The sequence below is a fragment of the Cupriavidus sp. FW305-46 genome (assembly GCF_058787075.1).
Window position 1 is genome coordinate 144,028 of the sequence record NZ_JBYSZI010000003.1, and the last position, 20,945, is coordinate 164,972.

Sequence of the window (20,945 nt, forward strand, 5' to 3'; positions counted from 1 at the left end):
GCGCTTCAGTCGCCGGTATAGCCGGACGCCTTGACCACCGGTGCCCACTTGCCGGCGTCAGCCTTGAGCACGCCGGCAAAGGCGTCGGCCGGGCCGGTTGCGGGTTCCAGCCCCAGCTTGAGGAATTTCTCGCGCACGTCCGGCGACTGCACGGCCTTGACGATGGCGGCGTTGAGCTTGTCGAGCACCGGGCGCGGCGTGCCCGCGGGCGCCAGCAGGCCGTAGCGGCCTTCACCTTCAATGCCCTTGTAGCCAAGCTCGGTGAAGGTCGGCACATCGGGCAGCGCCACCGAGCGCTGCGTGCCGGAAGTCGCCAGCACGCGGATCTTGCCGGCGCGGTGCATTTCGGTCAGGTCGGCAAGGGTATCGACCGAAGCCGGCACCTGGCCGCCGACCAGCGCGCTCATCAGCGGCGCCGAGCCGTTGAAGGGGACGTGCAGCATGTCGATGCCAACCTGCTTGCCGACCATCAGCCCGAAGAAATGCGGGATGCTGCCCAGCGCCGGCGAGGCGTAGGAGTTGTTCTGGGGGCTGGCCTTGAGCCATGCCACATAGTCCTTCAGCGTGCGCGCCGGGCTGCCCGGCCCGGTGGCGAGCGCCAGCTGGAAGTTGGCGGCCTGCGCCACGGGCGTGAAATCGCGCTGGATATCGTAGTTGAGCTTGCGGTAGACCAGCGGCGCAATCGTCATCACCGCCGAGTTGGCCACCACCAGGGTATTGCCGTCGGCCGGCTGCGTACGCGCGTAGTCCATCACCAGCCGCCCGCCGGCGCCGGGCTTGTTCTCGATGACCACGGTCTGGTTCAGGGTCTCGCGCAGCTTGTCGCCGACCAGGCGTGCGGCGAGGTCGGCGGTGCCGCCGGCCGGGTAGCCCACCAGGATGCGCAGCGGACGGTCCGACTGCGCGCTGGCGGGTGCGGACCATGCCGCGGCAACGGCCAGCAGGCACGCGGCGAAGCGGGGAAGTAGGGTGCGAGGGCTCACGATGTCTCCAGTTTGTTGTCCGCCGGCGAGCGGCGTCGATGCAAGCTAACACCCGTCGATATAATTGACAAAGTCAACTAACTGGCAGATGTGGCATGGCACACGACAACAGCGGCACCCGCCTGCAGCGTCCGCAGCGGCTGGCAGATTTCATCAACTACCGGGTCTACCACCTGAACCGCGTCGCGCTGGGCGCCGCGGCGCTGCACCTGCGCGCCAGGGCGGGCGTCACGCGGCGCGAATGGCGCATGATCTCCTTCCTTGGCGAGCAGCCCGGAACCCGGCTGACCGAACTGGCCGAAAGCGCCGGCCTTGACAAGGTGCTGGCCAGCCGCGCCGTCCACGCCCTGGTGGAACGCGGCCTGGTCCGGCGCGAAACGCGCACCCAGGACCGGCGCGCCGCAGCCTTCACGCTGACCGAGCAAGGCGAAGCCGTTTACCGTGCGGCGTTCGCGCAGGCGCGGGATTTCAATACGCGGCTGGCTGCGTGCCTGACGGCGGAAGAGGCGCGCGTGCTGTCGCGCTGCCTGGACAAGCTGCAGGCGCAGGCCGGCTCGATGTTGGTCGAGGCACAGGCATTGCCACAGTCCGAAGGGCCGGAGCCGGCGTGGGATCTGCTGCAGGTCTGGCGGGCCTAAGATGATGCGGCAGGGGCTCACGTGCTGGCCTCGCCCATCCACGTCCAGACAACCAGCGCTTCGTCGGCCGGCGAAAGCCCGAAGCGGATCATCGGCATTCCTTTTTGCCGCAGGATGCCGGACTTGCTGGCCACCCAATCCGCCTGAGGGTGTCCGGGCGGAAGCGAGGCACGCCAGATGCCGGACAGAGGTGTGGTTTCGCCTGAGCGCACCGTGACCGGATCGCCGGTCTGCGTCGGCGGTGCGTTCACGCGGAAACGCACACCATCCAGCAGCCTGTCCCAGAGGGCTACAGCTTCCTCGTCCGTCAGCGAGGCCTGATCCGCAGCGCCGATGCGATTGGCCGCCACCTTGGTGTACATCTTGGCGCCGATCACTGCCGGATGCAGCGTCGTTCGCTCCCTGCCAACAGCTTCCCACTCGAAGTCATGTGTGCCATCCGCACGGCGGACCAGCGATTCTTCGCCTTGCCAGACGCCGACCGTGCGCTTGCCCTCGCGCAGGGTCGTCAATTTCGGGTAGCGGCTACCCAGGTACTTCCTTTGCTCGGCAATCGAAGTCAGCAGACCAGGTTCGAAGACATTTCGGAAAACCGGAAAATTTAGACAATTCATGGCAGTCATGCGGAATATTCCGCTACTGCCAGCAGATGCGACGGCCTGCCTTTTCGTCCTCATCCTGCCTGGTTCAAGGCGCCGCTGCCACTGCCGTCGTCGTGCCGAAGGTTGCAACGCAATTGCGCCCGGAGCGCTTGGCCAGGTAAAGCGCTTCGTCGCCGGCACGGAGGAAGGCGCGCAGCTCCGCGAAATCCTTTTCGTTGCCGGGGCTGTTGGCATCGGTCACCGCACCGATGCTGACCGTCAAGTGCCCGTCGGCGCCGGCCGAGTTCGGAATCTGCAAGGCCTCGATGGCGGCGCGGATGGCCTCCGCCATGGCGGCCGCGCCAGCAGCGTTGGTGTGCGGCAGCAGGATGGCAAACTCTTCGCCGCCATAGCGCCCCGCATAGTCGCCCGGCCGCCGCACCTGGCGCTGGATGCAGGCGCCCACCGCGGCCAGCGCATCGTCACCGGCCTGGTGGCCGTAGCGGTCATTGAATTCCTTGAAGTGGTCGACGTCCAGCATCAGCAGCGACAAAGGCTGGCTGTGGCGGCGCGCGCGCCGCCATTCCACGTCGGCGGCGTCGTCCAGCGCACGGCGGCTGCCAAGACCGGTCAGGCCATCGGTGTTGACCATCCAGCGCAGGTGCTCTTCCATCTCGGCGCGGCGCCGCCATTGGCGCGACAGCAATACCGAGAGCGCGATGATGGCGGCGTCCAGCGCGATGATCAGCGCCCCGAACACCCAGGCGCGCTTGTACCACGGTGCCAGCACGTCGTGGGTGGCGCGTCCCACCACGACCAGCAGCGGAAAGCCCGGAATGCGCCTGAAGCTGTAGAGCCGCTGCACCCCGTCGACTGCCGCGACGCCGATAAACGTGCCTTGCGTGCCTTGCAGCAGCGGTGCAAACGACGGGCTGCCGGAGATGTCGCGCCCGATCGATTCGGCTTCATAGGGCCGCCGCATGATGATGGTGCCGTCCGTGCGCAGCAGCGTCAGGGTGCCGCCCGCGCCAAGGCTTACGCCATCGAACAGCTTGCGGAAGTAGTTCAGGCGCAAGGTGCCGACCACGATGCCGGCAAAGCTGCCGTCCGCCCCGGAGAGCCGCCGGCTGATGCCGATGGACTTGTTCTCCGGCGTCAGGCGCGGCTGGAACGGCCGGCTCAGGAACAGGCCGCTGTGATCGCCGCTGCGGTGGGCCTGGAAGTAGTCGCGGTCGGAGACGTTGACCGGGCGCGGCGGCCACTGGTGCGAGTCGAACACCAGCGTGCCGTTGGCGTCGGTGACCAGCAGCGAGCCCATGTCTTCGGCATTGATCGAGCGGTCGAACAGCAGCCGCTGGCGCAGCGCCGGCGGCTGCGCCAGCAGTGCGGGGTCGTGCATGGCTTCCACCACGCCCCCGATCGCCAGCTCGTGGATCTGCAGGTTGCGCGTGATGCTGCGTTCCAGCGTCAGCGCCAGGTTGGCCGAGGCCTCGCCGGCATTGTCCAGTGCATCCCTGCGCATCTGCACCAGGGCGAGCGCGCCAAGGGCCGCGATCATGCAGACCAGGACAAGGCTGGCGGCAACGATCAGGGAGGCCGGGCGGAAAGTGGCTTTGCGGGCCGGAAAGTGAGGTATTTGACGCACGAAGGAAAGCTGTTCTGCTTTTATGCGGCCATTGTAGTACCTGGCCGCAGCCTGGCTCAGTTGCGTTATGCGCCAGCGCCGGAGCATGCGGCCCTGGCTCCCATCTGGCCAGGGCATACCTGCTGTGTGCCACTGCGCGCGTCCGGCACTACGCTGCACGCACAGTTCTTCCCTACACTTGAGCATGGCGGGTTGCCGCCGCTGAAGGGAAGAACGCATGCAGCCAGAGCCTGCACAACCCAAGCCTGTGGCGCTCGCCCTGCAGGGCGGCGGCATGCATGGCGCCTTTACCTGGGGCGTGCTCGACCGGCTGCTGGAGGACGGCAGGCTGGCGATCGAAGGCGTCAGCGCCACCAGTGCCGGGGCCATGAACGCCACCGTGCTGGCCTACGGGCTGCTGCAGGGCGGCAGTGACGGCGCACGCCTGGCCTTGCATGATTTCTGGGAGGCGATCGCGCACTCGGCGCAGCGCTACAACCCGTTCCGGTGGCTGCCTTGGTTCAAGAGCAGCCATACGCTGGGCCTGAACCATTCGCCGATGTATGCGATGGCCGACATCGCGCTGCGCCTGCTGTCGCCGTACCAGTTCAATCCCAACAACCTCAATCCGCTGCGCGACGTGCTCGGCAGCCAGGTCGACTTTGCGGCACTGCGCGAGCATTGCCCGATCCGGCTGTACCTGTGTGCGACCAATATCGAGACCAGCCGGATACGCATCTTCCCGCCCGAGGAACTCAGCATCGACGCCGTGCTGGCCTCGGCCTGCGTGCCCACGCTGTTCCAGGCGGTCAGCATCGACGGCCAGCACTACTGGGATGGCGGCTATGTCGGCAACCCGGCGATCTTCCCGCTGATCTATCACTGCCAGACCCACGATGTGGTGATCGTCCATATCAACCCGATCGTGCGCCACGGCGTGCCGACCACGGCCGCGGATATCCTGAACCGCGTCAATGAGGTCAGCTTCAACTCGTCGCTGATGCGCGAGATGCGCGCCATTGCCTTCGTCACGTCGCTGATCCAGCAGGGCAAGCTCGACGGCACTGAAATGAAGGAGGTGTGGATCCATTCGATCCGCTCGGACCAGACCATGGCCGCGCTGGGGGTCTCCACCAAGTACAACGCCGACTGGGATTTCCTGTGCTCGCTGCGCGACAAGGGCCGCGCAGAAGCGAGCCGGTGGCTGGAGCAGCACTACGACAGCGTGGGCCAGCGCTCCAGCATCGATATCAGCGGAGAGTTCCTGTAGGCCAGGCCGGCTGCGCCAGTCGCCACGTCAGGTTGGCCCGTGCCTGCGCCTCGTAGCGCGCCTGGAACAGGTCGGTGGTGTAGATGCGCGGGCTGGCCAGCAGCGCACCCAGGAAGGCGCGCTCGGCGGCGTCATAGGCGGCGTCGTCCAGGTCGGTGCGTTCGGCGCGCAGGTTGGCGCCATTTTCCTGGAAGCGCGCGCGGCTGCAGCCCAGCGCCGCCAGGTCGATGTCGGCGGTGAAGCGGCCGGCCAGGCTAGCCGGCACTTCGGCGTGGGTGGTTTCCAGGATCAGGGCGGCCACGCGCGCGGCGGCGGCGATGCTGCCAGCCGACCAATGGCGCAACCATGCGGCGCTGCGTTGCTCGTTGTCCGTGGCGCCGGGCACGTAGATGACGTCGTGGCACCAGAGCGCCAGTTCCACCTCGTCGGTATCCGGTATCGCGCTGCGCGCCCAGTCCAGGTCTTGCAGGCAGCGGCGGACATGGTCGAGGGTGTGGTAGTGCCGCGTCGGCTCACCGTAGCAACGGGCGAGATCTGCATAGGCGTCGGCCGCGTGCGTGCCGCCCGCACGTGTCCACAGCGCGACGAAGCGGTCTTGCAGGGGGAGGCCTGGCGTCGAGGTCATGCGTGGGGGCGCTCCGGGGTATTGGCCTGGTCGGCCGCCAGCGCTGCAAGCAGCGCCTGGGCCTCCTGCCAGTCCGCGGTGTCGGTGCCCTCGCTGAAGCTGCCGTGGACCCGCGCCAGCACTTCACGCGCCGCGTCGACCTTGCCTTGTTGCCGCCACAGCCGGGCCAGGCTCAGGGTGGCCTGCAGCTCCAGCGGCTTTGCACCTTGTTCCTGGGCGACCGTGATGGCCCGCTGGAAGCAGGCCTCGGCTTCCTCCTGCGCGGCCGGCGACGGAGGGCGCTCTGCCGACAGCTGCAGCAGAATCTCGGCGCGCAGCCGGTACACGGTTGCCTCGTCGAGCCGCTCTCCAGTCTCTTCCACCAGCGCTTGTGCCTGCGTTAGCACGTCCAGCGCGGCGGTGATCTGGCCGGCCTTGCCGCAGGCATCGGCAACCAGGGCCAGCAGGTTCGGCATGCCCAGCCTGCCGCCGGTGGCCTCATAGGCGGCCACGCCCTGGCGCATCAGCGCGATGCCTTCCTGGTGACTGCCCAGCTCCGCCATGGCCCAGCCCTGCAGCACGGTGCCCCACGCCAGGTAGATCGGAAAACCCTGTTCGCCCGAGATGGCGATGGCGGCTTCGGCGTATTCCTGTGTCAGCCGGACTTCGTGCCGGCAGCGATGCTGTTCCGCGGCAAACACCAGGCACAGCGCAAGGTTGTACGCATCCGGGCGGGAGCGGGCCATGGCCAGCGCCTCCTGGCAGCGCGCCAGTGCCTGGTCCGCCAACCCCTGGTACCACAGGATCCAGCCCAGCGTACTGGTGGCGTGGACGGCCGGGTCGCGCCCGTAGCCCGTCAGGAAGTCGTACGCCGGTTGCTCAGGATGCGGCACCGCGAGCACCGCCTCAACATGCTTGCGCGCGGCGTCCAGCATGCCAAGGCGGAACAGCGTGGCGCCGATCGCGCGATGGCCCTCCGCCAGCTGCTTGGGTTTCTGCGACTTCATGGCCAGCGCAAGCAGCCGCTTGCCCAAAGGCAGCGAGACCTGGTATTGCGCACGCAGCTGATAGAAGGCCCATAGCCCCAGTTGTGCCGAGAACAGGTAGGGCGTCTGCTGGCCTTGCTCGCACAAGGCCAGCGCCCGCCGGTAATTGCCCTCGACTTCGGGCGATGCCTGGCCCCTGGCCGCAATCAGGGCGGGCCCGAGCGCAAGCAGCAGCGTCAGTTCCTGGCGCGCGCGTTCGGCACTGTCGGGTTGCCGCTTGAGCAGGTCGATGGCGGTGCTCAGGTGCCGGATCGCTTCGGCCTGCGCCGAGCGCAGCAGGGCCTGCTGGCCGGCGCAGTGCAGGTACTCGACCGCCTTCGGGATGTTGCCGCTGTTGCTATAGTGGTGCGCCAGTTCGCTGCAGTAGTCCTTGAGCCGGCCATGGAAGAGCGCCTCGATGGCCTGGGCGGAGCTTTCATGCAAGGCGCTGCGCCGCTCGGTGAGCAGCGAGCTGCCGGCCACCTCCTGGGTCAGCGCGTGCTTGAAGGCGTACTCGACCTCAGGGAATGCCGGCCGTTCGTAGATGAAATCCGCAGCCTGCAGGTCGGACAGCAGCGGATGCAAGTGGTCTTCCGGCAAGCCGGTCACGCGCAGGACCAGGCTCAGCGGGAACTCCTTGCCGATCACGGCCAGGGTCTGCAACAGCTCCTTCTGGGCCAGCGGCAGCCGGTCGATACGGGCGGCCAGCACGCCTTGCACGGTGGTGGGGATATGGAGCAGGGCCGGCGCGGTCTCGATGCGGTAGCAGCCGGGCTGGCCGAGCAGCGCGCCTTCCTCGGCCAGGGTCTGGACCACTTCCTCCATGAAGAAGGGGTTGCCTTCGGTCTTGTCGAGGATCAGCCGCTTCAGCGGCACCAGGCTGCGGTCGTCCCCGAGCAGGGCCGTCAGCAGTTCCTGCGCCTCCGCCTGCCCCAGCGGCTGCAGCTGCAGCTGCGAATAATGCCCGTCCGCATTCCAGCGATGGCTGTACTCCGGCCGGTAGTTCACCAGCAGCAGGATCCGCGCGCCGGGCACATGGTCGATCAGCATGTTGAGGAAGGCCTCGGTCTCACCGTCCAGCCATTGCAGGTCTTCGAAAATGACTTCCAGCGGCTGGTTTAGGCTTTCCCGGACCAGCAGCCGCGCAATCGCCTCGAAGGTGCGCTGGCGCCGGATGGTCGGGTCCATGGTCGGCAACGGCGAGTCGGGCTCGATGGTGCCGAGCAGGTAGAGCAGGTAGGGCAGGTGTTCTTCCAGCGAACGGTCCAGCGTCAGCAGCCTGCCGGTCATCTTTTCGCGGCAGCTGCGGTCGCCGTCCTGCGCCGTGATCTGGAAATAGCTCTTCAGCATCTCGATCAGCGGCAGGTAGGCAAACGCCTTGCCGTGCGAGACCGAGAAGGTCTCCAGCGCCAGGCAGCCCTGCTGCGACCTGACCTTGAATTCATGGAACAGCCGGGACTTGCCGACCCCCGCTTCGCCGACCACTGCAACAATGCGCCCGTGCCCCGCCTTGGCCTGCCCCAGCGCCGCGTGCAAGTGCGCCAGCTCATCCTGGCGCCCGACAAACCTGGCCAGGCCGCGGTGCGCCGCCACTTGCAGGCGCGTGCGCAAGGCGCCCAGGCCGACGACTTCATATACCGCGAGCGGATCCCGCACGCCCTTGACATGGGTGGTCCCCAGCGCGGTGAACTCGAAATAGCCTTCGGTGAGCTTGTGGGTCGATTCACTGACCAGGATCGACGCCGGCGTGGCAATCCCCTCCATGCGCGAGGCGATATGGATGGTGTGCCCGACCGGATCGTAGTCGGTGTGCAGGTCATCCTTGCGGATCGAGCGCACCACGACTTCGCCGGTATGGACGCCGATCCGGATCTGCAGCGGGATGCCTTGCTCCAGCCGCACCCGGTCGCTGTGGCGATGCATCGCGTCCTGCATGCGCAGCGCCGCGTACAGCGCGCGCAAGGCATGGTCCTCGTGGGCAATCGGGGCGCCGAACAGCGCCAGGATGCCGTCGCCGAGGAACTTGGCCACATAGCCCTCATAGTGGTGGACGGCTTCCATCATCAGCGTCACCACGGGGTCGATCAGCCGGCGCGCGTCTTCGGGGTCGAGGTCCTGCGTCAGCGCGGTCGAGCCCGCCATGTCGGCAAACAGCGCGGTGATGGTCTTGCGCTCGCCGGCAGTCTCGCCCCTGGCCTCCATTGCCGCCTGCTCGGCCAGGATGCGCCCGGCAAGGTGGGGCGGGGTGTAGAGGACCGGGGCCGTGGCCGCGGCCGGCATTGGCATGGAAACGGTGCCGGCCGGTGTGTCGGACAGCGCAAAGCCGCAAGCGCGGCAGAACTTCGCGGCTGCAGTGGCCTCCTCGCCACACTGAGGGCAGGCTCGGCCAAGCTTCGCCCCGCACGCCTCACAGAAGTTGGCTCCCGCAAGGTTCGCGAAACCGCAACTGGTGCAGCGCATTTCGCCTCCTGGCCGTCGTTGGTCGCCTGGACGGTACTCAAGACTATTAGAGGCGGGATCGGCGGGGATGGCAAGGCGGTGCCGCCTGGTGACAGCGCGTCCAGGCCGCCCCAGGCCAGGTGACTGATCGGGGCGTGCGCTTATTCCCCGCGCTCGTCCCTGACCTGCACCTTGCCGTCCGCCACCCGGACCGGGAACGTCGCCACCGGCTCGTAGGCGGGCGGGGACAGCGCCTCGCCTGTCAGCAGGGAAAAGTGCGAGCCGTGGCGCGGGCAGACGACTTCCTGGCCTTCCACGTCGCCGCCGCAGAGCGGCTCGGCCTCATGCGAGCAGAGGTCCTCGATGGCGTAGTAAGTGCCATCCACATTGAATACCGCGACCTGGACGCCATCGACATCGACGCTGCGGCAAGTGCCGGGCGCGAAGTCCTCGGCTCGGGCGACATCGATCCACTCGCTCATCTCAGAGCAGCCCCAGTTCCAGGCGTGCCGCCTCGCTCATCCGTTCCCTCGACCAGGGCGGGTCCCACACCAGTTCCACCTCGACCTCGTCCACCCCGCTGGCTTCCATCACGGCGCTCTCCACCACGCCGGGGAAGGTCTGCGCCACCGGGCAGCCCGGCGCGGTCAGCGTCATGCGGATCCCCACCTTGCCGCTGGCTTCGTCCACCGATAGCTGGTAGATCAGGCCAAGGTCGTAGATATTGACCGGGATTTCGGGGTCGTACACCGTGCGCAAGGCCGCTATCACCCGCCCCTCGAGGCTGTCCGGCTCAGCCTCGAACCTGTCTTCGTGGTCCCTGGCCTTGTGCAGCCAATCGATCATGCTCATGGTTTTACTCCGTTGAGACCGGCCTGGCGCTGTTCTCCAAAGCGGCTTGCATGGTATGCCAGGCCAGGGTGGCGCACTTCACGCGTGCCGGGAACTCGCGCACGCCGGCCAGGACCTCCAGCTTTCCCATCGGCACTTCGGACTGCCCCGGCTCTCCGGTCACCAGCGCGTGGAAGCTGTAGAACAGGACTCGCGCCTGGGCCTCGGTCTTGCCTTTGAGCGCTTCCGTCATCAGCGACGCAGAGGCAGTGGAGATGGCGCAGCCCGAGCCCTCGAAGCTGGCGTCCTCGATCACCCCGTCGCGGATTCTCAGGTACAGCGTCAGCCGGTCGCCGCACAGCGGGTTGAAGCCCTCGGCGCTGCGGTTCGCTGCCGCCAGCCGTCCGAAATTGCGCGGGGAGCGGCTGTGGTCGACGACCACTTCCTGGTAGAGGTTGCGCAGGTCAGGCATCAGGCGAATACCTCCTGTGCCGCGCGCACGGCAGCGAACAGTGCATCCACTTCTTCACGCGTGTTGTACAGCGCGAAGGATGCGCGCACCGTGGCCGGCACGCCGAAGCGCTCCATCACCGGCATGGCGCAATGGTGGCCGGCACGGACCGCCACGCCGTGCTGATCGAGGATGGTGCCGACATCGTGGGGATGGATGCCGTGCAGCGTGAACGAGAGGATGCTCGCCCTGTCGGCTGCCGTGCCGATCATGCGCAGGCCGGCGATCTTCGCTGCCTGTGCGCTGGCGTAGGCGAGCAGCGCGTGCTCGTGGGCGGCGATGGCTTCCAGGCCGAGCGCGCGTACATAGCCGATGGCGGCGCCAAGTGCGATGACGCCGGCGATATTGGGGGTGCCGGCCTCGAACTTGTAAGGCAGCTCGTTGTATGTGGTCTTGCGGAACGTGACCTCGCGAATCATGTCCCCGCCGCCCTGGTAAGGCGGCATGGCATCGAGCAGCGCGGCCTTGCCGTAGAGGACGCCGACGCCGGTGGGCCCGTAAAGCTTGTGCCCGGAAAACGCGTAGAAATCGCAATCGAGGGCCTGCACGTCGACCTTGAGGTGCGGAACGGCCTGGGCGCCATCGATCAGCACCGGGATACCATGGTCATGCGCCAGCTCGATGATGTGCCGCACCGGGTTGACGGTGCCCAGCGCGTTGGAGAGGTGCGTCAGCGCGACCAGCCTGGTGCGCGGGCCGAGCAATCGCGCGAACTCCTCCAGCATCAGCTCGCCGGCATCGTTGATCGGCGCCACCTGCAGCAAGGCGCCGGTGCGCTGGCACGCCAGTTGCCACGGCACGATATTGGAGTGGTGCTCCATCGCGCTGATCAGGATCTCGTCGCCCGGGCGCAGGCGCTGGCCGAAGCTTGCCGCCACCAGGTTGATGGCCTCGGTGGTGCCGCGCACGAACACGATTTCCTCGCGCCCGGCGGCGCTGATCAGGTCTCGCACTGCGTCGCGCGCGGCCTCGTAGGCATCGGTGGCGCGCTGGCTCAGGGTATGCACGCCGCGGTGGATATTGGCGTTGAGCGCGCCGTAGTAATGCGCCTCGCAAGCGATCACGCTTTGCGGCTTCTGGGTGGTAGCGGCGTTGTCCAGGTAGACCAGCGGCTTGCCGTTGATGGTCTGGCGCAGGATCGGGAAATCCTGCCGCAGCCGCTCTACCTCCAGGCTGGCGACCGGCAAGGCGCGCTCCACGGCCATCAGTTCATGCGCTGCCGTGTTCATGGCAGCTCCTTCACAGGCTCAGGCAGCTTGCCGCGCAAGAGCGTTTCCAGCCGCGTGCGCAATGGGGCCGGGCCGAGCCGCCTGACGACCTCTTCGGCGAAGGCAAAGGTCAGCAGGGCACGCGCCGCGGCATCGTCCATCCCGCGCGAGCGCAGGTAGTAGATCTGCTCGGCGTCGAGCTGGCCGACGGTGGCGCCGTGGCCGCATTTGACGTCGTCGGCATAGATCTCCAGTTGCGGCTTGGTGTCGACCTCGGCCTGGTCGGACAGCAGGAGGTTGCGGTTGGACTGGTGCGCATCGCTGTGCTGGGCATCGGCATGTACCACCACCTTGCCGTTGAAGACGGCGCGCGAGGCGCCCGCCAGTACGCCCTTATACAACTCGCGGCTCTTGCTGTGCGGGCTGGCGTGGTCGACGCGGGTATGGTGGTCGACATGCTGCCGCCCCGCGGTCATATACAGCCCGTCCAGCGAGCACTCGGTATGCTCGGCATTGAGCCCGACTTCGATGTCGACCCGCGCCAGGGCGCCGCCCAGGGCAAAGGAACTGGAGGCGCAGCGGCTACCCTGCCGCTGGTCCAGGTTCACGCCGGCGATATGGAAGGCCTTGAGGCTCTCCTGCTGCAGCTTGTGATGTTCGACCAGAGCATCGCGCTCGGCAACGATGTCAGTGATGGTATTGGTGCAATAGCCCACGCCATCCAGGCCCGCGTGGTGCTCCACGATGCAGACCTGGCTGCCGGCTTGCGCCACCACGAGGTTGCGCGCATGGATTGCCACCTCGCCAGCCGTGGCGAGGAACAGCAAGTGAATCGGCTGTTCCGGGACGATGCCGGCCGCCACGCGGATATAGGCACCGTCGGTCATGAACGCCATGTTCAAGCCGGCGAAGCCGGACGGGTAGTCGCTTGCGCGACGCAACAGCAGCGCTTCCAGGCAGTCCGGCGCGCGCTCCAGCGTCGCGGCGAGGCTGGCCAGCTCCATGCCCGCAGGCAGGGTGCCGATGCGTGACCATTGCGGCTGGTGCGCGCCATTGACGAACACCATCAGGTGCGCGCTGGCCAGGGCAAGCGCCTCGATCCGGGCTGCCACCGCGGGGTCCAGGCTGTCGCCGGCCTGCGGCAGTGCCACGGCAAAGCGGCTTCGCTCGAGTGCGGCCACGCTGGTGTATTTCCAGTCCTCCTGGCGCAGCGTCGGGAACCCGGCCTGGGCAAAATGATCCAGCGCCTGCCGCCGCGCGTGCGCAAGCCAGCCCAGACGGCGGCCGGGCAGTGCGCCCTCGACGCGGGCGAACTCGGCGAGATAGTGCTCCAGTCCGCTTGCGCTCATGTCGAAGACTCCATCGCGGCATAGCCGTGCCGCTCCAGTTCGCGCGCCAGCTCCGGCCCGCCGGACCTGGCGATGCGGCCTTGCGCAAGCACGTGGACCTGGTCCGGCACGATGTAGTCGAGCAGGCGCTGGTAGTGCGTGACCAGCACAATCGCGCGTTGCGGGCTGCGCATGGCCTCGATGCCTCTGGCGACGATCTTGAGCGCATCGATGTCGAGGCCGGAGTCGGTCTCGTCGAGAATGGCGAGCCGCGGCTCCAGCACTGCCATCTGCAGGATCTCGTTGCGCTTCTTCTCGCCGCCGGAGAAGCCCTCGTTCACCGAACGGTAAAGCAGGTCCTGGTCCATCTCCATGAGCTGGAGCTTGTCCTTGACCAGGGCGAGAAAATCCATAGCGTCCAGCTCCGGCTCGCCGCGGTGCTTGCGGATTGCGTTGAGCCCCGCCTTGAGCAGGTAGATATTGGAGACGCCGGGAATTTCAACCGGATACTGGAAAGCGAGGAAGATGCCCGCGCGGGCGCGCTCCTCCGGCGGCATGCCAAGCAGGTTGGTGCCGTCATAGAGGACTTCGCCCTCTGTCACGGTAAAGCGGTCGCGCCCGGCCAGCACGTGGGCCAGGGTGCTCTTGCCCGAACCGTTCGGGCCCATGATGGCGTGCACCTCGCCGGCCTTCACGCTGAGGTCGATGCCGTGCAGGATGGACTTGTCGTCTACGCTGACATGCAGCTTGCGAATCTCAAGCATGGCGGCCTTCTTTCATCCGATACTGCCTTCCAGGCTCACGCCCAGCAGCTTCTGGGCTTCCACCGCGAATTCCATCGGCAGCTCCTTGAATACTTCCTTGCAAAAGCCGTTCACGATCATCGAGACTGCATCCTCCGCACTGACGCCGCGGCTCTGGCAGTAGAACAACTGGTCCTCGCCAATGCGCGAGGTGGAGGCCTCGTGCTCGACCTGGCCGGTGGCATTCTTCACCTCGATGTATGGGAAGGTGTGGGCGGCGCATTTGTCGCCCAGCAGCAGCGAATCGCATTGCGAGTAGTTGCGCGCGCCGACCGCGCTCCGGGCCATCTTCACCAGCCCGCGATACGCGTTCTGGCCGTGGCCGGCCGAGATGCCCTTGGAAAGGATGGTGCTCCTGGTGTTCCTGCCGAGGTGGGTCATCTTGGTTCCCGTGTCGGCCTGCTGGTAGTGGTTGGTCAGCGCGACCGAATAGAACTCGCCGACCGAATCGTCGCCCTGCAGGATCACGCTCGGATACTTCCAGGTGATGGCGGAGCCGGTCTCCACCTGGGTCCACGAAATCTTCGAGCGTGCGCCGCGGCAGTCGCCGCGCTTGGTGACGAAGTTATAGATGCCGCCCTTGCCATCCTTGTCGCCCGGATACCAGTTCTGCACGGTCGCGTACTTGATCTGTGCGTCTTCCAGCGCGATCAGCTCCACCACCGCGGCATGCAGCTGGTTCTCGTCGCGCATCGGCGCGGTGCAGCCTTCCAGGTAGCTGACGTAAGCGCCCTGGTCGGCGATGATCAGGGTGCGCTCGAACTGGCCGGTGTTGCTGGCATTGATGCGGAAGTAGGTCGACAGCTCCATCGGGCAGCGTACCCCGGGCGGGATATAGCAGAACGAGCCGTCGCTGAACACGGCGGAGTTGAGCGTGGCGAAGAAGTTGTCGGTATAGGGCACGACCGAGCCGAGATACTGCTGCACCAGCGCCGGATGGTCCCGCACCGCCTCGGAAAACGAGCAGAAGATGATGCCGAGTTCGCCCAGTTTCTGCTTGAAGGTGGTGGCCACCGAGACACTGTCGAATACCGCGTCCACGGCCACGCCGGCAAGCAGCTCGCGCTCGTGCAGCGGCACGCCCAGCTTTTCGTAGGTGCGCAGCAACTCCGGATCGACCTCGGCCAGCGACTTCGGTCCGGCCTTCTGGGAGCGCGGCGCGGCATAGTAGGCGATTGCCTGGTAGTCGATGGGCGGGTGCGTCACCGTCGCCCAGTGCGGCTCGGACATCGTCAGCCAGTGGCGGAAGGCCTTGAGACGCCACTCCAGCATGAACTCCGGCTCGCCCTTGATGGCCGAGATCATGCGGATCACGTCCTCATCCAGCCCGCACGGCACCGTGTCCGTCTCAACGGCGGTGTAGAAGCCATGCTTATAGCCTTGGCTGATCAGTTCATCGAGCTTGCGTGCCGGGGTTGCCATGGTCTGCCTTCGCTTGCCACTGTCACCTGAATCACAAAATGTCAGCTTGCGGCCCGTTTGCGCGTCGGGCATGCAAGGCGCCGATATCCACCGGGTGTAATACCGGTTGCGCCATATCCGCCAGCGTCACGCCATTCAGTGCGCTAAAGATGACTCGATTGATCGATTGCCAGTTGGCGCGAATGGCGCACAGGCCTTCCTGCGCACACAGGCCGGCAGCGACACTGCACTCGGTCATGCCGGCCGGGCCTTCCATGGCGTCAATCACTTGTGCGATCGAAATCTGTTCCGGCGGTCGTGCCAGCAGGTAGCCGCCATTGGCACCGCGCAACGACTCCAGCAAGTGGTGCCTTGCCAGCATTTTCAGAATCTTGCTTGCCGTCGGAGCCGCCACACCGATCGCGGCGGCGACCTCGGCGGCACTGTAGATCCGGCCCGGGTTTCGCGCCAGGTGCGTCATGATCACCGTGCCATAGTCAGTCAGCTTGCTAAGTCTGAGCATTGTCGCCACCGGTATTTCTTAAATTAGAACCAATTCGGTCCGGATTTGTTCCGGCATCCCTGTTTCAAATCAGGCCGGGATGCGGAAAGCCGCTGCCAAAAGTCGCAGTCGACGGTGTATAGATGGTTATCTGCGCCAGCGAGGAGGACCTCAGGCATGGCCAACCAACCGATTACCGTCATCACTGGCGCGAGCCGCGGCCTGGGCCGCGCAGCCACGCGCCGTCTGGCCACTGTTGAAGGCCATCTGGTCGTCGCCACGGCGCGCACGCCGGCGGACCTCGCGGGGCTTGAGGCAGAGCTCCGGCTAGCGGGGCATCCGATCGCATGCCACCGCCTTGACGTCACGGAAGAAGGCTCGGCGGCCGCGCTGGCCAACTGGCTGACCGAACGCTTCGGGCGCGTGGACGTGCTGATCAACAACGCTGGTGTTTCACTCGACCACTATCACACCAGCCTGCTCGAACTACCGCTCGAGACCCTGCGCCGCACCCTGGAAACCAATCTGTTCGGCGTGCTCCGGACTACCCAGGCGCTGGCACCGCTGCTGCGCGCCAGCCGCGCCGCCCGGGTGGTCAACCTGGCTTCGGGCATGGGACAACTGGCGGAGATGGGCCGTGGCGTGCCAGCTTACCGGATCTCGAAAACGGCGCTGAATGCCGTCACGCGTATCCTGGCCGCCGAGATGGCCGATCGCGGTATCAAGGTCAACTCGGTGTGCCCCGGCTGGTGCCGCACCGACCTGGGCGGCCCCGATGCGCCGCGCTCGCCGGAGCAGTGCATCGACACGGTGATCTGGCTGGCAACGCTGCCCGACGATGGTCCCACCGGCGGCTTCTTCCGCGATCGCCAGCCGATTCCATGGTAGCGATCAATGCTGTGACGCGCCTTCGAGCATCCGGATAGCGGCGGATTTCCCTGCTCGCAAGGGCCATGAGAAAGCCCCGCAATCTGCTATGCTGAACCAGCGGAATTGCCCATATCAGCCGGCGTCGGCAGTTCATCATTGCCGATTGCGCCAGCAACTGTTTTCAAATCTGTCCGGGGGAGTCTGAATCCTGCACGAGGAGACGACCATGCGCATTTCACCTTCCCTGTACGGCGTTCTGCTAGCCGCATTGATTGGACTCGGCGGTTGCGCCATGCCGGACAAGCCGAAGCCAGCCACGTCTTCGCTATATGAACGGCTTGGTGGCATGCAGGCAATTACCGCGGTCGTCGACGATTTTGTTGGAAATGTTGCTGCCGACACGCGCATCAATGCGAAGTTCGCCACGGCCAATATTCCGCGCCTGAAGACTAGACTGGTTGAACAGATTTGTGCTGGCGCAGGGGGGCCATGCACTTACTCCGGGCGTGACATGAGGACCGCCCACGCCGGCATGGGCATCACCAATGCCGAGTTCGATGCGCTGGTGGAAGACCTGGTGAAGTCGCTCACCAAATTCAAGGTTCCGCCTCAGGAACAGAAAGAACTGCTCGGCATGCTAGGGCCAATGAGGAAGGACATCGTCTCTCGATAGCCCTGCTTTCCCTCAGCCTCGCGTCGGCCCGCCAACGACCGGGCTGCGACGCGCTCGGCCATGCGCCACCAGCTGCGCGTCACCACCGGCGTGGGCGTGGTGCTGTTCACCGCCAAGTGGAGGCCGGCATTTTGGCGCCATTATTCATGCTTGCCGTCGCGTCCTTTCGTTCAAACCCGGAGGAGATGCGAGTACGGCCATAGTGTTGCTTTCAGATTGTCGCAACAAGTTGTTGAGCGACAAATCTGATTGGGAATATATGAGCCGAGTTCTTATCCAGCAAGAATGGCGTGATTTCCCATCAAGATCTCCAGATCCCCATTTGTAGAAAAACATACAGATGGAGGGTTCCTTTTATCTTTCGAAAATCACTCCTCAAAATAATTCAATACGGATGATGCCACCGGTAATGCATATTTGCGGCTCATAGACGAGAGCTGCACTTGCTCTTGCCCGAATAACGAAAAACAAACGCCCCCGGGAGGACCATCGTGGCTAGACATCTGGTCTACGCGTCGCTGATTGCCGCTTCTGCCCTGAATTGCAAGGTTCACGCCGCCTGCGTGACGACGACAGGCACCGGCGACCCGTACAACCCGGCCTCCGGCGAGACCGTGACCTGCAACAGCGGCGCGCCCAACCCCGACCCGCAGCGGATCGACGCCGTGGCAGGCAGCAGCAACGTGAACGTCGCCGTGGACCAGGGTGCGGCGCTCAACGTTGCCGGTGCCGATGCGGTCCGCCTGCGCAACGCCAGTACGCTGTCCAACGCCGGCCAGCTCACCGCCGCAGCCGGGTTCGCGGGGGTATCGCTGGCCGGCGACGGCAACACGCTGGCCAATACCGGCACGATTAGCGGCGGCACTGGCGTGCTCGGCGTCGGCAGCGGCAACGCGGTGGTCAACCGCGGCCAGGTCACCGGCACGGCTGGCCCCGGCGTGTCGCTGAGCGGCGGCGACAGCAGCCTGGTCAACAGCGGCAATATCCAGGGCAGCGGCGCTAATGCCGTGCAGTTCGGTGCGGGCGCGGACAGCTTCACCATGGAGGGCGGCAGGATCGAGGGTGCCGTCAGCCAGGGCGATGGCCGCAACCGCGCCGTCATCTCCGATGGCGTCATCACGGGTGCGGTGGCACAGGGCGCCATGTCCGACGATTTCCGCATGACCGGCGGCCAGATCGGCTCGCTGCAGCAGGGCGATACCCGCGACACCTTCTTCATGTCGGGCGGCACCATCGTGGGCGCGTTCGAAGACGGCGACGTCGCGACCATGACCGGCGGCACCATCGGCCGCGTCGACATGAAGCTGGACAACAACATCTTCGACATGTCAGGCGGCACCATCCGCGGCAACCTGGTGGCGGGTTTTGGCAACGACACCATCCTCCTGTCCGGCGGCGTGATCGGGGGCAACATCAGCGTCAGCGGCGGCACCGACAGCCTCACCATCACCGGCGGGCGGCTCGAAGGCTCGGCGCTGCTGAGCTTCGGCAGCGACACGCTGACATGGGACGGCGGCGGCACCGTGCTGGGCCGCATCGACATGGGCCCGGACAACGACAGCGCCACGCTGCGCAATCTGGATGCTGCAAAGCTGGCGCCGACGGCCACCTTCGACGGCGGCCTGGGCGCGGATGCGCTGACGCTGGACAACGCGCAGGCCGGCGGCGTGGCGCGCTTTGTCAACTGGGAATCGATGGCGCTGCAGCGCGGCTCCGGCCTGTCGATGGACGGCGACCTGGTGCTCGGCGACAGCGGCACCGGTACGGGCGCGCTGACGCTCGATGCCACCAGCTCGCTGAAGGCAGTGCCGGGCACGGCGGCGGCCATCCGCGCCATCACCGCCGGGCAGCTTGCCAGCGTGACCAATGCCGGCACCATCGACCTCACCGGCGGCAGCGCCGCCAACCGGCTCACTATCGCCGGCAACTACACCGGCAACGGCGGCACGCTGAAGGTGGATGCGGTGCTGGCCGGCGACGGCGCTGCGGCCGACCGGCTGATCGTGTCGCAGGGGCGCATCGGCGGCCAGTCGCTGCTGTCGGTCAACAACGTGGGCGGCGGCGGGGCGGCGACTGTTGCAGACGGCATCATGGTGGTGCAGGCCACCAACGGCGCGACCAGTGATGCCGCCGCGTTCAGCATGCCGCAGACGGTCAAGGCTGGCCCGTACCAGTACTTCCTGTACAAGGGCGGCGTCAGCAGCGGATCGCAGGACAACTGGTACCTGCGCTCGACCGTCCCGGTGGTGACCGCGCAGCAGCCGATACCGCAGCAGGCCCCCGGCGCGCCGGTGGTGCTGCCCCCCGCGATCGTGCTGGCGCAACCGCAGGACGGGCCGTTGGAAGTGCCGATCTACCGCGCCGACGTGGCGGTGCAAAGCGCAGTGGTGGCTACGTCGCGTCAGCTGGCGATCACCACCCTTGACACCTTCCACCAGCGCCAGGGCGAGCAGTCGTTGCTGACCGGCAAGGGCGCCTGGAGCGGCGCCTGGGGCAGGGTCTTCGGCGAAAGCACCGACAACCGCTACAGCGGTGACGCCGCGCCGCAGTTCGACGGCCACATCGCGGGCTTCCAACTGGGGCAGGATCTCTACACCTGGCAGCGCGACAGCCAGCACCAGGACCGCGTCGGCGTGCTCGCCAGCTATGCGCGGGCCAAGGGCGATGTGCGCGGCTTTACGCTGGCGCAGTCCGGCCTGCTCAGCGGCTCGCTGGATATCGACGGCTACAGCCTGGGCGCTTACTGGACCCACGTGGGCCCCACCAACTGGTACACCGACGCCGTGGCCATGGTCACCTGGCTGTCCGCCGACATGAAGTCGCGCGACGGCATGGACAGCAGCACCCGCGGCACCGCTACCACGCTGTCGCTGGAAGGCGGCTATCCGCTGGCGCTCGGCAGCGGGCTGACGCTGGAGCCGCAGGCGCAGCTCATTGCCCAGTTCGTGTCGATGAATGGCTTCAACGACGGCGCGGCGCAAGTCAGTTTCAATGAATCGAACGCCTACGTGGGCCGGCTTGGTCTGCGGCTGAAGCGCACCTTCGACTCCGGCGGCCGCCTGGTGGAGCCCTACCTGCGCGTCAATCTGTGGCGCGAGTTCTCCGGTACTGACGAGACCGTGTACAACGGTGCGGCTGCCGTGCCCACGCGCTTCGGCTCGACCTCGCTGCAGTTCGGCCTGGGCGTGGCGGCCCGCGTGCAGGAGCGCGTCAGCCTGTATGCCGAGGTGGATTACCTGACCGATGTGTCGGGCGACTACCGCCAGGCATGGACGGGGAATCTTGGCATGCGGATTCGTTGGTAGCTGGTATGAGCGTGCGGGGTGTCACAAGCTTTGGGAACAGCATGTGATTGCAATAGCTGAGTCGCGCACGGGGAGGCGGCAGGCAAGTTGCTGTTGCCGTCCGATGCCATATCAGTTCACCAACTCCCACAGTTCGAGAGGTGAATGTGGAAACAATTCCTGACAGGGAATGGCGCCGGCCGACTTCCCTGAACGGCAGAAGACTCTGACTTTCCGCATAAGTGCCGCCGCGGCGATCGCGCCGGGCGTATGCACCAACGCTGGCGCCCCCCGCGGCTCGCCCTAGTGCATAGCGTGTAGACGCCGCCAGCCTCAGGCGACAGGCCGAGCAGCATGTAAACGCATGGCA

At 66.3% G+C, this 20,945-nt stretch carries 18 protein-coding genes; 5 read left to right on the top strand and 13 right to left on the bottom strand.

The features are described from left to right. Window positions 1-5: 5 nt before the first annotated feature. On the bottom strand, window positions 6-983 hold the full coding sequence (locus AC3WON_RS02600) for a Bug family tripartite tricarboxylate transporter substrate binding protein (RefSeq protein ID WP_492351071.1): 978 nt from the start codon (window positions 981-983) through the stop codon (window positions 6-8). Between the two features lie 95 nt (window positions 984-1,078). On the opposite strand from AC3WON_RS02600, the gene AC3WON_RS02605 reads away from it, so the two are divergent. Next, window positions 1,079-1,621 (top strand): MarR family winged helix-turn-helix transcriptional regulator, encoded by a 543-nt coding sequence (locus AC3WON_RS02605; RefSeq protein WP_492316923.1) that lies wholly within the window; start codon window positions 1,079-1,081, stop codon window positions 1,619-1,621. A gap of 17 nt (window positions 1,622-1,638) precedes the next feature. Here the strand turns inward: AC3WON_RS02605 and AC3WON_RS02610 are convergent, their stop codons facing one another. Both AC3WON_RS02610 and AC3WON_RS02615 read right to left on the bottom strand, forming a co-directional pair. After that, window positions 1,639-2,244, bottom strand: a complete 606-nt coding sequence (locus tag AC3WON_RS02610) for a T6SS immunity protein Tli4 family protein (RefSeq protein WP_492351072.1) — start codon at window positions 2,242-2,244, stop codon at window positions 1,639-1,641. Between the two features lie 64 nt (window positions 2,245-2,308). Further along, the gene (locus AC3WON_RS02615; protein WP_492351073.1) at window positions 2,309-3,760 is read right to left on the bottom strand and encodes a sensor domain-containing diguanylate cyclase; all 1,452 of its coding nucleotides are present in this window, start codon (window positions 3,758-3,760) and stop codon (window positions 2,309-2,311) included. Window positions 3,761-4,064: 304 nt separating this feature from the next. Here AC3WON_RS02615 and AC3WON_RS02620 point away from each other — a divergent pair, with 304 nt between their 5' ends. After that, window positions 4,065-5,096: a patatin-like phospholipase family protein gene (locus AC3WON_RS02620; protein WP_492316953.1), complete on the top strand. Its 1,032-nt coding sequence runs from the start codon at window positions 4,065-4,067 to the stop codon at window positions 5,094-5,096. On the opposite strand, the gene AC3WON_RS02625 is transcribed toward AC3WON_RS02620, so the two are convergent. The 10 genes from AC3WON_RS02625 to AC3WON_RS02670 form a co-directional block, all read right to left on the bottom strand. Beyond that, entirely contained in the window at window positions 5,077-5,721 is a 645-nt protein-coding gene (locus AC3WON_RS02625; protein WP_492351074.1) for an HD domain-containing protein, read from the bottom strand. The two genes, AC3WON_RS02620 and AC3WON_RS02625, sit on opposite strands and share 20 nt — an antisense overlap. Then, window positions 5,718-9,185 carry an adenylate/guanylate cyclase domain-containing protein gene (locus tag AC3WON_RS02630; RefSeq protein WP_492351075.1) on the bottom strand — a complete coding sequence of 1,156 codons (3,468 nt, stop codon included), beginning with the start codon at window positions 9,183-9,185 and terminating at the stop codon, window positions 5,718-5,720. Before AC3WON_RS02630 ends, AC3WON_RS02625 begins: the two co-directional genes overlap by 4 nt. Before the next feature lie 140 nt (window positions 9,186-9,325). Continuing rightward, entirely contained in the window at window positions 9,326-9,646 is a 321-nt protein-coding gene (locus AC3WON_RS02635; protein ID WP_492316956.1) for a Rieske (2Fe-2S) protein, read from the bottom strand. A gap of 1 nt (window position 9,647) precedes the next feature. After that, on the bottom strand, window positions 9,648-10,016 hold the full coding sequence (locus tag AC3WON_RS02640) for an SUF system Fe-S cluster assembly protein (RefSeq protein ID WP_492316957.1): 369 nt from the start codon (window positions 10,014-10,016) through the stop codon (window positions 9,648-9,650). A gap of 4 nt (window positions 10,017-10,020) precedes the next feature. Further along, window positions 10,021-10,467: a Fe-S cluster assembly sulfur transfer protein SufU gene (gene sufU / locus AC3WON_RS02645; RefSeq protein ID WP_492316958.1), complete on the bottom strand. Its 447-nt coding sequence runs from the start codon at window positions 10,465-10,467 to the stop codon at window positions 10,021-10,023. Then, a complete protein-coding gene (locus AC3WON_RS02650; RefSeq protein ID WP_492351076.1) occupies window positions 10,467-11,735 on the bottom strand; it encodes a SufS family cysteine desulfurase in 1,269 nt (422 codons plus the stop codon). The genes sufU and AC3WON_RS02650 overlap by 1 nt, the downstream gene beginning before the upstream one ends. After that, on the bottom strand, window positions 11,732-13,063 hold the full coding sequence (gene sufD, locus AC3WON_RS02655; protein WP_492351077.1) for a Fe-S cluster assembly protein SufD: 1,332 nt from the start codon (window positions 13,061-13,063) through the stop codon (window positions 11,732-11,734). Before sufD ends, AC3WON_RS02650 begins: the two co-directional genes overlap by 4 nt. After that, window positions 13,060-13,806: a Fe-S cluster assembly ATPase SufC gene (gene sufC, locus AC3WON_RS02660; protein WP_492351078.1), complete on the bottom strand. Its 747-nt coding sequence runs from the start codon at window positions 13,804-13,806 to the stop codon at window positions 13,060-13,062. The genes sufD and sufC overlap by 4 nt, the downstream gene beginning before the upstream one ends. Window positions 13,807-13,818: 12 nt before the next feature. Then, window positions 13,819-15,267, bottom strand: coding sequence for a Fe-S cluster assembly protein SufB (gene sufB / locus AC3WON_RS02665; RefSeq protein WP_492316962.1), 1,449 nt, complete (start codon window positions 15,265-15,267; stop codon window positions 13,819-13,821). Window positions 15,268-15,298: 31 nt separating this feature from the next. Next, window positions 15,299-15,769, bottom strand: a complete 471-nt coding sequence (locus tag AC3WON_RS02670) for an SUF system Fe-S cluster assembly regulator (protein WP_492316963.1) — start codon at window positions 15,767-15,769, stop codon at window positions 15,299-15,301. 156 nt (window positions 15,770-15,925) lie between these two features. Between AC3WON_RS02670 and AC3WON_RS02675 the strand changes: the two genes are divergently transcribed. The 3 genes from AC3WON_RS02675 (at window position 15,926) to AC3WON_RS02685 (ending at window position 20,596) form a co-directional block, all read left to right on the top strand. Next, window positions 15,926-16,636: an SDR family oxidoreductase gene (locus tag AC3WON_RS02675; protein ID WP_492351079.1), complete on the top strand. Its 711-nt coding sequence runs from the start codon at window positions 15,926-15,928 to the stop codon at window positions 16,634-16,636. Between the two features lie 208 nt (window positions 16,637-16,844). Next, window positions 16,845-17,291, top strand: coding sequence for a group I truncated hemoglobin (locus AC3WON_RS02680; protein WP_492316965.1), 447 nt, complete (start codon window positions 16,845-16,847; stop codon window positions 17,289-17,291). Window positions 17,292-17,782: 491 nt separating this feature from the next. Then, window positions 17,783-20,596: an autotransporter family protein gene (locus AC3WON_RS02685; RefSeq protein WP_492351080.1), complete on the top strand. Its 2,814-nt coding sequence runs from the start codon at window positions 17,783-17,785 to the stop codon at window positions 20,594-20,596. Window positions 20,597-20,945 lie beyond the last annotated feature (349 nt).